This window comes from Streptomyces sp. NPDC050738, from assembly GCF_040654175.1.
Taxonomy (GTDB): Bacteria; Actinomycetota; Actinomycetes; order Streptomycetales; family Streptomycetaceae; genus Streptomyces.
In genome coordinates, this window is sequence record NZ_JBFAHN010000006.1 from 219,345 (window position 1) to 232,006 (window position 12,662).

The following is a 12,662-nucleotide window of genomic DNA, read 5'->3' on the forward strand; positions in this document are numbered from 1 at the left end:
CCCTCCCTCCGGCTCTCGAAGTCGTTGACGTCACTCTACACCACAGCGCGGACCGGCAGGGACCGGCCCACATGGGTGGCAGGCGAGGGTGGCAGGGCTTGCGAGTCATGTTCGTCCTGGGTACCCCTACGCTTCCGCCATGCCTAAAGGTGCCATCACGAAAGTTGCTGTGCTCAAGGCCATCGCCGAGTACGACGCGCTAGGCCGGTCTGAGTTCTTGGCCAAGTACCGCTTCAACGAGGCCCGTTCGTACCTCCTCATGCACAAGGGGCGAGAGTACGACTCGAAGGCCATCGCCGGGGTAGCACACAAGTGGGACCACGGACGCGCCCTGCTGCCCGAGGAGTTCAGCGGTGGGAAGGACCATGCCGCGGCATGGCTCAAGCGAGCCGGGTTCGAGGTCAAGGCCGTGAAGAACCCCGACTGGGCACGCGACGAAATCATCCTGGCCTGCGACCTCGTGATGGCCAACGGGTGGAGAGGGCTAGCCGTCAATGACCCACGGGTGAACGAGCTGTCCGGCCTTCTGCAGCTCATGCCCATTCACGCGGAGGCAGACCGCAACGAGAAGTTCCGCAACCTGAACGGGGTGGCCCGCAAGACGTTCGACATATCCACACGCCACCCGGACTACCAGGGCAAACCGACCAACGGCGGTGCCCTCGACATCCAGGTACTGCACGAATTCCTCGCACGTCCAGCCGAGATGACCGAGGTAGCCCAGCTCATACGGCAGGGCATCAACGTCGGCGACCTTCAAGCGTTGCCGCTGGACGATGGCGAGGACCCAGATGATTACAGCGCGCCCGAAGGCCGTTTGCTGATGAGCCGGCACAAGCGCCGGGAGCGGAACAAGGGCCTGCGAAAGAAGAAGATCGCCGCAGTCCTCAAGCAGGGTGGAACACTGACCTGCGAGGCATGCGGTTTCCACTTCGAGAGGGTGTACGGGGACCGGGGCAGCGGGTACATCGAGTGCCACCACGTCGTACCCCTGCACCAGGCCGGCGAGGGGCGGACCAAGCTCAGCGATCTCGCGCTCATCTGCGCGAACTGCCACCGCATGATTCACCGGCGCGCTCCGTGGCCGACTCCTGGCGAGCTGAGGATCACGGTTGAGTTCCGCCGGGCCTCATCGCTCAACGATCCAGACAGCATCACGCAGCAACAATCAAGCATCACACTCCCGGCAGACCCCGTTCTCCTATTCGACGAGGACGGACGCATGTTCATCCTTCACGATTCGGCCCTGGCTGAGGACCTGATCGAGTCTGAGGACGAATTCCGCGAAGGCTACGACGGCTATGGACGCCCCGTCCGGGCACAGGGAGACCCTGGACACGTGACGCTGGAGTTGGTCGCAACAGAGGCACAGGACAGTGAGCTTCGGGCACATGTCCAGCTCTACTACTCAGTCTTCGCCACCCGGCACCCCACACGCATCCCACCCCAGGAAACAGACCTTGCCGCATTCATCCGCGCAGTGGCGGAGGACTGGGTCGAGGAGTAGCGCCCCCAATCAGACCTGTGTGTCCGAAGATGTGCGGGACCCAACCTGTCTCCGGTTCCGTGGACCATTCATGGACGGATCTCGAGAAACAAAGACGACGCAGCTCTGTGACCAGCGAGTACAGGGCAAGCCCAATCGGCCTCCGGAGCCGGATGCGTAGGTTCGAATCCTACCGGGGGCACCTTTTACGAGGTGCCCAAAGACCCCGCCATCAGCGGTTTCGCTGAGAACGGGGTCTTCGCGTATGTGCATACGGGGCCGCGTCAGGCCTTTCCCGCGAAGTGGGCGTAGACCACGACGTTGGAGTCCCAGTGGCGGTCCTGGGTGAGGCTTCCGCCGCAGGTGATCAGGCGGAGTTCGGGCTTGGCCGTGGTGCCGTAGACCTTCTCCGTGGGGAACCGGCTTTTCTGGTACGTGTCCACCGCGTCGACCTTGAAGACCGCCGTCGTGCCGTCCTCGCGGTGGACCTTGATCTCCTCGTTCTTCGTCAGCTTCTTGAGGTTGTAGAAGACGGCCTGGGGCTGCTGGGCCGTGTCCATGTGGCCGACGATCACGGCGGCGCCCTTCGAGCCGGGGGCGGGGCCCTGCTTGTACCAGTCGGCCTGCATCGGCTTGTTCATCGGCGGGGTTTCCATCACGCCGTTGCCGTCCAGGCCCACCGCGCCCAGGTCCGCGTCGACCTCGATGTCCGGGATGGAGATGCGGTCGGGGACGGACGGGGTGAGGGCGTCGATCCGGGTGACCGGGGTCTTGGGCGTGGCGCTTGTCGTCGTGGGGGGCGTCGAGGAGCAGGCCGTGGCCAGGCCCGCCGCCAGCGCGGCGGCGCCCGCCAGGGCGACCGCGCGGTGGACGCGGGCGACCTGGCGGGTCCTGGGTGCCTCAGCCATTGTTGTGGCGGCGGCGCAGGACGGCGGCACCGGCCAGGGCCGCGACACCGAGGGCGGCGGAGCCGGCGATCATGCCGGTGCCGACGCCGTCGTGGGACGAGGCTGCCGGGGCCTGGCCCGTGTTCACGGAACCGCGCGGGGTCTTGTGGTGGGCGGAGTTGAGCGGGGCGACCTTCTTGTCGCTCTTCTTTACGGCGTCGTTGGCCACGCCGAACTTGGCGGAGTCGATACGGGTGCTGCCGAGGTAGCCGTCCACCCGGTAGTAGCCCGACTTGGTGTTCTTGGAGACCGTCGCCGTGCCGTGCCAGGCGTGGTCGGCACCCTTCTGGAGTGCGACCTTGCCGCCGAACGCGTCGGACCGGACCGACGCCGAAGTGCCGCTGTCCTTGCCGCCCTTGATCGTCACGCCGATCTTGTCGCCCGGCTTGCCGCCGTCCGTCGAGAGCGACATCGATGCCTGGGCCGGGGTGGGCTTGGGAGTCGGGGTGGTGTTGACCGCGAGGGTGGCCGATGCCTGCTGCGCGGTGTCGGGGAAATTGGCGACCGCGTTCACCTGGTACGTACCGAACTTGGCGTTCTTCGCGATGGTGGCCGTGGCGATCCAGGTGTCACCGGCCTTGCTCGCCTGGGTGACCTGGATGTGGTCGAGTCCCTCGGAGGAGACCGAGACCTTGTCGGCCTTGCCCTGGGTCTTGACGGTGACCTTGATCTTGTCGCCCGGCTTGCCGCTCGACTTCGAGAGTTGGACCTGGACGGCCTCCTTCTGCTGGTCCGCCTTGTTCCCGCTGGAGTCGCCGGAGTCGGTGGATCCGGTCGAGTCGTTCGGGCCGGTGGGGTTCGCGCCGTCCTGGTCGGTCGCCGAGGTGGACACCACCGGTGCGGGCGCGGGAGATCCTTCGGCGGCGAACGCGGTGGCCGGCATGGCGACAGCGAGCGAAGCGACGACCGCTATGGCGGAAACGGTGTAGGCCTTGCGCATGATTGAACCTCCGTAGGGCGACCTGAGGCTTTTTGTCCAGGTACACCGCTTATGAGGGGCTCTGCGGTTCGGCGGTTCACTCGTTTTCCGGGTCCGAAATCGGCACGGTCAAAGGTCCGGGACCCGTCCCGAGGCGCCTGAGCTGGCGTTCTTGAGCGGACCGGGAGAGTTCCTTTGCCTGCGATTTAAGGACGAAGGTCCTTGCGGGCCCAGCGCTACGCCATCGCCCGGCAGGCTCCCTTGGGCTCCGCCGGCGCCGGCATCTTCACCACGCCGTACGAGGCCAGTTCCGCCTCGATGAGCTTCTCCATCGGGTTCACCGCGACCACGCTGCCGATCACCATGGCGATCAGGATCGCGCCGCCGGTGAACACTCCCCCGAGCCAGACCATCGTGTCCACGGGGATCGTGTAGGCCCCCACCACGCGCACCACGCACTCGGCGAGGAGCGCGGTCCCCCAGACCACGGAGAAGAGGTTCTCGATACGGCGGAAGCGGTCCGATCCGGCCGAAAGGCGGTCCCAGGCCTCGGACTTGACGCTGTCCGCCTTCACCAGCCAGGGCTTCAGGCCGGCCGACATCATCGGACGGCCGAGTCCCACCGAGACCAGGATGCCGATGCCGACCGTGGAGCTCACCGCGCTGTCCTTGGCGAGCATCAGCCGCGGGTCGCCGGTGAGGAAGGTGAGCGCCAGACCGACGAGGTTCACCACCAGCATGAGCGCGGCGAGGCCGTTGAGCCGCCGCGCCTGGAGCAGGCTCCAGATCGTGCGGGCGGCCGGGACGACGCTGCTCCAGGCGAGGGCGGCGACGGTCGACATGCCCTCGTGCTTGAGGAGGTAGTAGCCGGCCATCGGGACGGCCGCGTCCACGATCAGCGGGAGGAAGTTCTGCTTGGCGTTGTCGGCGTTCCCCGTGGTTTCCATGGCTACAGCTTGCCGATCAGGGGCAGTTGGGCGTCAGATGCGACTGTCCTGTGCTGCGCAGGACATTTGTCACGGTCACACCCGGAGCCAAGTCCTCCGGTCCCGTGCCGTCGCGTGCAGCGCCTCGATGTCCGCCGGTTTCAGTACGCCTCCGAGCCGTGCCAGCTCCGCCACTTCGGCGTCGTCGTCGCGCAGGATGCGTACGCCCCCGGAACCAGAACCGGAACCCGCACCCGCACCCGGCGCCGAATCCACCCGGGACGCCCCCACCAGGCCCAGTACCGGACGGACCGCGGCCGCCAGCGCGAGGGAGGCCCGCTCGGCCTCCCTGCGGGCCCAGCGCAGCTGCGGCTGCGGCTCGGCGCGGCCCACCGTGACCAGGGGGTCGGCGATGCGCACCCGCAGCCTGCGTACGTACAGCGTGCGCACCGTCAGAATCCCCGCGGGGCCGATCAGCAGATGGTCGATGTGGCCGCCGCCCGGCAGCGGCACCGAGTGCAGCACCCGCCAGCCCGCGCCTTCGAGCCCTTCGAGCCGCTCCCCCAGGGCCTGTTGGGCGACCAGAGCACTCCGGCGCGGATCGGCCCGGAAGCGCGAGGGCGGTGCGGCTCCGTCGAGTACGGCGTGCAGCGCCTCGCCCGGGCGGTTGGGCGCCAGGTCGTCGTCGGGGTGCAGGGTGAGCAGCGCGAGGTCGGCCGGGGTCGGCACAGGAGGCGGTCCGACCGTGAACTCCCCTGTCAGGAAGGGCCGCAGCGCATCGAGGACCGCTTCCCTGTGTTCGTCGAAGAGCAGGCTGATCCTGCTGGTCTCACGGTCGTACCAGGCGATGTTCGTGCCGTCCGGCATCCCCACGTACAACCGTTCCTGGCCGTGCCGCCACGCCGGGGTGACCCTCAGACCGGTCATGCCGCATCACCTCATCCCACCCACGACCATGGGAACAGGACACAGGGCGGAGGGGCAATAACCAGGTTACGGTGGAGGCGAGTCGAGGGGGTTGGCCTTTGCGCGTGCGCAAGAGGGACGACGGAGATGTTCCGGCACCGGACACGGCCTGGGACGAGATCGTTCCGGGGCTCTGGATGGGCGGGCACGCCTACTTCCGGCCTGACACGGGACTCCACATGGCCGTCGTGCGCGATGAGTTCGACGTCGTACTGAGCCTGCTGCGCCGCCCCGGCCACGGACCGCCGCCCGGCGTGGAACACCATGTGCACGAGATCCCCGACGCCCCGCTGGACGAGGCGCAGGTGGACGGCGTGATCCGGCTGGCGGAGATCGCACAGCTCTCGATGGGGCTCGGGCGGAGCGTGCTGGTGCGCTGCCACTCGGGGTACAACCGCTCGGGTCTGGTCGTCGCGCACACGCTCGTCATGTCGGGGCGCACCCCCGAAGAGGCGGTCGAGCTGGTCAGGGCGCGCCGCTCGCCGTGGGCGCTGCACAATCCGGTCTTCGAGGACTATCTGGAAACAGGGCTGGACGTGGTCCGCCTGCTTGCGGGATTGTCCGAGCCGTAGCCTGTACTGGGCCTGATGAGGCCAGTACTGACCAGGGAGGGGACCACGGCATGATCATTTTTGGTACCAGGGGGTATCTGTACCAGTTGGCGATGCTGACGCTGGTGTGCGGACACTGCGGCAATCCGGCCGCGCACACCCTGCGCAAGCGCGTCACCAAGTTCACGCTGTTCTTCGTGCCGCTGTTCCCGATCGCCGTGAAGTACACGACGCAGTGCACGTTCTGCGGCATGGAACAGAAGATCAGCAAGGAGCAGGCGGACGGGCTCCTGGCACAGCCGCAGCAGCAGGAGCAGTACGGACAGCAGGGCGCCCCGCAGCAGCAGGCCGGGCAGAACCCGTACCAGGGCTGAGCCGCACGGTTCCCGGCCCCGGCGCGAGGATGCGCCGGGGCCGCCGCCGTTACAGGCTGGTGCGGACACGATGAGTGTGCTCGTAGGGAAGACGGAAGCCGGAAGGACGGAAGGAGAGCCTTGCGCCGCCACCGCCTCGCAGCCGGAGCAGCACCGCTGACCGCGACGGTCGCGCTGCTCGTCGCCATGTGCGCGGGATGCGGCGACGCGGACGGTCTGCAGAGCGCGGGTGCCACCCCGACCGCCATCGGCCCCACCCAGCTGTGGCCCAGCCTGCCGCCCGCCTCCGTGGAGCCCTCGGGGCCGCCGTCGACCGCTTCGGAGGCAGTCCCCGGGATCAAGGTGCCGGGCGACGACGTGCACAAGCTGGACCCGGCCGCCGTGGTGCACGCCGACCCCACCACCTCCGAGTACATCGCCTCGGGCGATGTGCTGCAGCCGTACTACCGGGATCTGACGGGCGACCACCGCGACGAGCTGATCACCGGCATCACGCTGTCCAACGGCCAGCTGGCGATCAACTGCTACTGGGCCCACGGGGGCAAGCTGCTGCGCATCATGGACACGGTCGACGACGTGATCAGCGTGGAGCTGTCCGACCGGGATGTGATCATCCGGGATCCCGCGGGGCTCCCCGGGTACGAGTACCGGACCTCGTGGTCCTGGGACGCCAGCCAGCGCGCGATGCTCCCCACCCGGGACGAGATCCTGCGCGTACTGCCGCGGAAGTCACCGGCGCCCCTCTCCTCCGCGCGGCCGGCCCGGCGTACGGGCGAGGAGGACGGAGAGGGAGAGGGCGGGGGCGAGGGATGAGAGCCCGTCTCGTGCCGTCCTGGACGGCCTCGCTCACCTGGAAGGCCGCGACCTTCATCCTGGTGATGTGCGTGGTCCTCGCCACGCTGCTCGGCACCCTGGTGCATGCGTCGGTGACCCACCAGACGGTCGGCCAGGTCCGCGACAAGGCGCTGACGCGCCTGTCGGAGACCGTCGACGCGTACGAGGCGGGCGAGCCGCTCCCCTGGCGCTCCGGCATCGACCCGCCAGGGCTGCCGCCGTCCCTGCGCGCCCTCGCTCTGAAGGGGCAGCGCGGCACCATGGTGGCCGACCGGGGCGGGCGGCCCGTGATGTGGGCGGCGGGCCCGGCCGACGGCAAGGTCATCGCCACCGCCGTCGACTACAGCCAGAGCGCGAAGACCATCACCGGCCTGGACCAGTCGATCCTCGCCTCGTCCGTCCTGGCCATCGGGGCCACGCTCCTCATCGGCGCCTTCGCCGTCACCCGTGTCACCCGCCGCCTGCGCAAGGCCGCGCTGGTCGCGGGCCGGATCAGCGCGGGCGACCTGGATGCGCGGGTGAACGATCCCAGGACGAAGGGGCCGCGCCGGCGGCAGGACGAGGTGGCGACGCTGTCGGGGGCGCTGGACACCATGGCGTCCTCGCTGCAGCGGAAGCTGGAGAACGAGCAGCGCTTCACCGCCGACGTGGCGCACGAGCTGCGCACCCCGCTGACCGGGCTGCACGCCGCAGCCGAACTGCTGCCGCCCGGCCGCCCCTCCGAGCTGGTGCAGGACCGGGTGCGGGCGCTGCGGTCCCTCACGGAGGACCTGCTCGAGATCTCCCGTCTCGACGCGGGGAGCGAGACCGTCGACCTCGCCTTCCATCTCCTGCCGCCGATCGCGGAGCGGGTGGCACGCGCCGGGGCGGCGGAGACGGAGGTACGGGTGGGGAGGGCGACCCGCGTGGAGAGCGACAGGCGGCGCCTGGAGCGGGTCATCGGCAATCTCGTCGGCAATGCGCACCAGCACGGGCGGGCGCCGGTGGTGGTGAGCGTCGATGGGCCCGTGGTGACGGTGCGCGATCACGGCGACGGTTATCCGGAGTACCTGCTCGCGCACGGGCCGCAGCGTTTCCGTACGAGTGCCGAGACCAAGGGGCACGGCCTGGGGCTGACCATCGCGGCCGGCCAGGCGGCGGTGATCGGGGCCGAGCTCGTGTTCCGCAACGCGGAGGGCGGCGGGGCCGAGGCCCGGCTCACCCTGCCCGAGTACGTGAGCTTCGACGATGCATGACAGGCCGTCAGCATTCTTCGGCACACTATGACATAAAGGGACATAAGGGCTTCGCCTTGCTACGTTGCCTGGCATGACCGCAACGACGGCGGACGCGCTCCCGCCCGAACTACGCCTCCCCAAACGGCGCGGCGTCGAACTCGTGCTCCTCGTGGCCGCCGTCCTGATCTCCGTCTTCGGCTACATCGACGTCGGTCTCGCCAAAAACGGCTCCGCACCCGCCGATGCGCTCAGTTACGGCGCGGGGCTCGGCCTCCTCGCCCTCCTGGCCCACCTCGCCGTCCGCTTCCGCGCCCCGTACGCCGACCCGCTGCTCCTGCCGATCGCCGTGCTCCTCAACGGAATCGGCCTGGTCCTGATCTACCGGCTCGACCTGGAGACCCCCGGCGACCAGGCCGCCCCCACCCAGCTGATCTGGTCCACGCTCGGAGTCGCCCTCTTCATCGGCGTCATCGTCTTCCTGCGCGACCACCGCATCCTCCAGCGCTACGCCTACCTCTCGGTGGCCACCGCCCTGGTGCTGATGATCATCCCGATCTTCTTCCCCGCCGTGAACGGTGCGAAGATCTGGATCCGCGTCGCGGGCTTCTCCATCCAGCCCGGCGAGTTCGCCAAGATCCTCCTGGCGGTCTTCTTCGCCGCGTACCTCTCGGGCAACCGCAACGCACTCGCGTACACCGGCCGCAAGATCTGGAAGCTCCAGCTCCCCACCATGCGGGTCTTCGCCCCGATCCTCGCGATCTGGCTGATCAGCGTCGGCGTCCTGGTCATGGAGCGCGACCTCGGCACCTCGCTCCTCTTCTTCGGACTCTTCGTGATCATGCTGTACGTGGCCACGGGCCGCGGCAGCTGGATCGCGATCGGGATGGTGCTCGCCGCCGTCGGCGCCGCGGTCGTCGGCACGCTGGAGCCGCACGTGCGCAGCCGCGTGGAGGACTGGTTGCACCCCTTCGCCTCGATCGACGCGGGCGAGGGCGCCAGCCAGCTCGCCCAGTCGCTCTTCGCCTTCGGCGCCGGCGCGATGCTCGGCACGGGTCTGGGCGAGGGCCACTCCATCCTCATCGGCTTCGCCGCCAAGTCCGACTTCATCCTGGCGACCGCGGGCGAGGAGCTCGGCCTCTTCGGCCTCACCGCGATCTTCATGCTGTACGCCCTGCTCGCGGCCCGCGGCTACCGCGCGGGCCTGGCCCTGCGCGATCCCTTCGGCCGGCTGCTCGCGATCGGCCTCGCCTCGATCATCGCCATCCAGGTCTTCGTGATCGCGGGCGGCGTCATGGACCTGATCCCGCTGACCGGTATGGCGATGCCCTTCCTGGCCCAGGGCGGATCGTCCCTCGTCACCAACTGGATGATCGTCGCGCTCCTGATCAGGATGAGCGACTCCGCCCGCGCCCCGCACCCCGGCACCGTCGAGACCGGACTCATCGCGAGCACAGCCCCGATCGTGGAGGACGACGAGTCATGATCCGCTACATCCGCCGAGCGGCCGGCTTCTGCCTGGTCCTGCTCGTCGCACTCCTCCTCAACGCGATGCGCGTCCAGGTCTTCGACGCGGACTCCCTCGACAAGAACTCCGCCAACCGCCGCCAGACGATCGCCCGTTACGACCAGGCGCGCGGCAACATCCTGGTCGACGGCAAGACCGTCACCGGATCCAAGGACACCGGCCAGCAGCTGAGGTACGAGCGGACCTACACCGACGGCCCGCTCTACGCGCCGGTCACCGGCTACGCCTCGCAGACGTACGGCACCACCCTCATCGAGAACGCCGAGGACGGAATCCTCGCCGGCACCGACTCCATGCTCTCCACCGTGCCGCTGCTCAACGAGCTGACCCGGGCCCAGCAGCCCGGCGGCAATGTCGCCTCCACCATCCAGGCGGACATGCAGAAGGCGGCGTACGACGGGCTCGGCTCCAAGAAGGGCGCGGTGGCGGCGATCGAGCCCACCACCGGCAAGATCCTCGCGCTGGTCTCCACCCCCTCGTACGATCCCGGGCTGCTCTCCGGCACCAGCTCCTCCACCACGCGGGCTTGGACCTCGCTGAACTCCGACGCCAACCAGCCGATGCTCAACCGGGCGATCCGCCAGGTCTATCCGCCGGGCTCGACCTTCAAGGTGGTCACGGCCGCGGGGATCCTGGACAACGGGGTGGTCACCGACATCAACTCCGCGACGGACACCCCGAATCCGTACACCCTGCCCGGCACCACCTTCCAGCTGACCAACGAGAGCGCCTCCGAGCAGTGCACCGACGCGACGCTGCTCTACGCCTTCGAGGTGTCGTGCAACACGGTCTTCGCCAAGCTGGGCGTGGACGTGGGGCTGAGCGGCATGGTGAAGACCGCGGAGAGCTTCGGCTTCAACGACAGCGGCCTGAAGATCCCCTCGGGGGTCGCGGCCAGCAACTTCGACACGAAGATGAGCAACGACCATCTCGCCCAGTCCAGCATCGGGCAGTACAACACGAGCGCCACGCCGCTGCAGATGGCCATGGTCGCCGCCGCGGTCGCCAACGACGGCCAGATCATGTACCCGCACCTGGTCGACAAGACGACTCGGTCGAACGGCGCCACGGTCTCCGACACCGGCACCAAGAACTACCGGCAGGCGATGACGGTGACCACGGCCGCCCAGCTCAAGACGATGATGGAGGCCGTGGTCACCGACGGCACCGGCACGAACGCGGCGATCGAAGGGGCGACGGTCGGCGGCAAGACGGGCACCGCGCAGAACGGCGTCGACAACTCCGGTACGCCGTATGCCTGGTTCATCTCCTACGCGCAGAAATCGGACTCCGGCACCCCGGCCGTGGCGGTCGCTGTGGTCGTCGAGGACGCGTCGGCCAACCGCTCGGATGTGAGCGGCGGCGGCAACGCGGCGCCGATCGCGAAGGCGGTCATGGAGGCGGCGCTGAATTGAGCCGCGCGGTGGGCGGGCCATGATTAGAGTGCGGCTCATGACGAATCCCATCGCACCGTACGAACTCGCCCAGGTGAACATAGCCCGCCTCAAAGCCCCTTTGGATTCACCCGAGTTGAAGCCGTTCATGGACGGTCTTGAACCGGTGAACGCCGTGGCCGACGCGGCCGACGGCTTCATCTGGCGCCTCCAGACGGAGGCCGGCGACGCGACGGAGCTGCGCGTCTTCGGCGACGACTGGCTGATGATCAACATGTCGGTGTGGCGGGACCCGAACGCTCTCACGGCATTCATGTACCAGGGGCAGCACCGCGAACTCCTCGGTCGCCGCTACGAGTTCTTCGAGCGGATCGAGGAGGCGATGACGGCCCTGTGGTGGGTCCCGGCCGGCCACCGCCCCACACCCCAGGACGCCGAGGCCCGCCTGGTGGAGCTGCGCGAGAACGGTCCGACGGCCACGGCCTTCACGCTGCGTACGAGCTTCCCGCCGCCGTCGGCCTAGCTCTGCCCTCCCGGAAGCGCCTCGCGCCGCGCCAGCCACTGCGGCGGGACGCCGTCCACCCCGGTGCGGGCGGCCACGATGCCGCCGCTGATCGCGCAGGTCGTGTCGACGTCGCCGAGCCCTTCCGCCGTCGCCCAGAGCGCCGCCTCCAGATCCTCCTGGTGGCGGGCCGCGGTCCAGACGGCGAAGGGGACGGTGTCGTCGGCACGGATGCGCTGCCCGTTGCCCAGGAGGTCGGAGGCCTTCCAGGGTTCGGTGGCGAAGGGGACGTCGGCGGCGCGCAGGAGTCCGTCGCGCACGGGGCCCTGCGGGGTCCGGTCGGCCACGGTCCGGATGGCGAGTTCTCCCCGTACGGAAAGTGCCGCGGCGGTGGCGACGGCCACGGCGCCCGCGATGCCCTGGGGATGGGCGTGGGTGACCTCGGCGGACAACTCGGCCTGGCGGGCGACGACTTCGAGGTCGTCGCTGAACCAGGCGCCGAGCGGCGCGACCCTCATCGCGGCGCCGTTGCCGAGGCTGCCCCCGTCGAAGAGTCCGGGCGCGAGGGTGCGCCACTCCTCGGGCGCGGCGAGCAGGGCGGGCAGCAGCATGTGCATCCCGTGCCCGTACCCGCGGCCCTGATCCGCGTCGAAGGTGAGCGCGAAGCAGGCGGCGAGCCGGTCCTGGACGATGGCGCCGTGCTCGTCGAGGACGCGCTGGACCGCCAGGGCGAGGGCGGTGTCGTCGGTCCAGTGCCAGCGGGGCTCTTCGGGGGTGCGGCGGGCGCGGATGTCGTCGTACGCCTGCCGCGGCTCGCGGAAGAGCGGGAACCACCGCTCCCCGAAGGCGTCCCCGAGAGCGAGGCCTTCGAGGCTGCGGCGGGCGGCGACGGGGTTGGCGGTCATGGGGGCCATGGTGCCGGAGGAGGCAGGACGCGGGGAACTCCTTTACTCGGGGCGGCCGTTGGGCGCCGCACATGCGCGAGCGCCTGCCCCCGGGCTTTCGCAGGGAGCAGGCGCTC

The 12,662-nt window shown here is 69.2% G+C and carries 13 protein-coding genes; 8 read left to right on the forward strand and 5 right to left on the reverse strand.

Annotated elements, in window-relative coordinates:
• Window positions 1-139 precede the first annotated feature (139 nt).
• Window positions 140-1,507, forward strand: coding sequence for an HNH endonuclease (locus tag AB0H78_RS17930; protein WP_363235366.1), 1,368 nt, complete (start codon window positions 140-142; stop codon window positions 1,505-1,507).
• Between the two features lie 263 nt (window positions 1,508-1,770).
• Here the strand turns inward: AB0H78_RS17930 and AB0H78_RS17935 are convergent, their stop codons facing one another.
• The 4 genes from AB0H78_RS17935 to AB0H78_RS17950 all read right to left on the reverse strand — a co-directional run bounded on the left by AB0H78_RS17935 (window position 1,771) and on the right by AB0H78_RS17950 (window position 5,205).
• On the reverse strand, window positions 1,771-2,394 hold the full coding sequence (locus AB0H78_RS17935; RefSeq protein WP_363235367.1) for a class F sortase: 624 nt from the start codon (window positions 2,392-2,394) through the stop codon (window positions 1,771-1,773).
• Entirely contained in the window at window positions 2,387-3,373 is a 987-nt protein-coding gene (locus AB0H78_RS17940; RefSeq protein WP_363235368.1) for a hypothetical protein, read from the reverse strand. The genes AB0H78_RS17935 and AB0H78_RS17940 overlap by 8 nt, the downstream gene beginning before the upstream one ends.
• A gap of 215 nt (window positions 3,374-3,588) precedes the next feature.
• Window positions 3,589-4,299, reverse strand: a complete 711-nt coding sequence (locus AB0H78_RS17945; protein WP_363235369.1) for a VC0807 family protein — start codon at window positions 4,297-4,299, stop codon at window positions 3,589-3,591.
• A 75-nt stretch (window positions 4,300-4,374) separates the two neighbouring features.
• The gene (locus AB0H78_RS17950; protein ID WP_363235370.1) at window positions 4,375-5,205 is read right to left on the reverse strand and encodes a nuclease-related domain-containing protein; all 831 of its coding nucleotides are present in this window, start codon (window positions 5,203-5,205) and stop codon (window positions 4,375-4,377) included.
• A gap of 98 nt (window positions 5,206-5,303) precedes the next feature.
• Between AB0H78_RS17950 and AB0H78_RS17955 the strand changes: the two genes are divergently transcribed.
• The 7 genes from AB0H78_RS17955 (at window position 5,304) to AB0H78_RS17985 (ending at window position 11,662) form a co-directional block, all read left to right on the forward strand.
• A complete protein-coding gene (locus AB0H78_RS17955) occupies window positions 5,304-5,816 on the forward strand; it encodes a protein-tyrosine phosphatase family protein (RefSeq protein WP_363235371.1) in 513 nt (170 codons plus the stop codon).
• Window positions 5,817-5,866: 50 nt separating this feature from the next.
• Complete coding sequence (locus AB0H78_RS17960; protein ID WP_363235372.1) at window positions 5,867-6,169, forward strand: zinc-ribbon domain-containing protein; 303 nt, start codon at window positions 5,867-5,869, stop codon at window positions 6,167-6,169.
• A 120-nt stretch (window positions 6,170-6,289) separates the two neighbouring features.
• On the forward strand, window positions 6,290-6,982 hold the full coding sequence (locus AB0H78_RS17965) for a hypothetical protein (RefSeq protein ID WP_363235373.1): 693 nt from the start codon (window positions 6,290-6,292) through the stop codon (window positions 6,980-6,982).
• The gene (locus AB0H78_RS17970; protein WP_363235374.1) at window positions 6,979-8,238 is read left to right on the forward strand and encodes a HAMP domain-containing sensor histidine kinase; all 1,260 of its coding nucleotides are present in this window, start codon (window positions 6,979-6,981) and stop codon (window positions 8,236-8,238) included. The genes AB0H78_RS17965 and AB0H78_RS17970 overlap by 4 nt, the downstream gene beginning before the upstream one ends.
• A 73-nt stretch (window positions 8,239-8,311) precedes the next feature.
• Complete coding sequence (locus AB0H78_RS17975; protein WP_363235376.1) at window positions 8,312-9,703, forward strand: FtsW/RodA/SpoVE family cell cycle protein; 1,392 nt, start codon at window positions 8,312-8,314, stop codon at window positions 9,701-9,703.
• Window positions 9,700-11,160, forward strand: coding sequence for a penicillin-binding transpeptidase domain-containing protein (locus tag AB0H78_RS17980; protein WP_363235377.1), 1,461 nt, complete (start codon window positions 9,700-9,702; stop codon window positions 11,158-11,160). Before AB0H78_RS17975 ends, AB0H78_RS17980 begins: the two co-directional genes overlap by 4 nt.
• Window positions 11,161-11,197: 37 nt before the next feature.
• Entirely contained in the window at window positions 11,198-11,662 is a 465-nt protein-coding gene (locus AB0H78_RS17985; RefSeq protein WP_363235378.1) for a DUF3291 domain-containing protein, read from the forward strand.
• Here AB0H78_RS17985 and AB0H78_RS17990 read toward each other — a convergent pair.
• Window positions 11,659-12,546, reverse strand: coding sequence for an ADP-ribosylglycohydrolase family protein (locus AB0H78_RS17990; RefSeq protein ID WP_363235379.1), 888 nt, complete (start codon window positions 12,544-12,546; stop codon window positions 11,659-11,661). The two genes, AB0H78_RS17985 and AB0H78_RS17990, sit on opposite strands and share 4 nt — an antisense overlap.
• Between the last annotated feature and the right edge of the window lie 116 nt (window positions 12,547-12,662).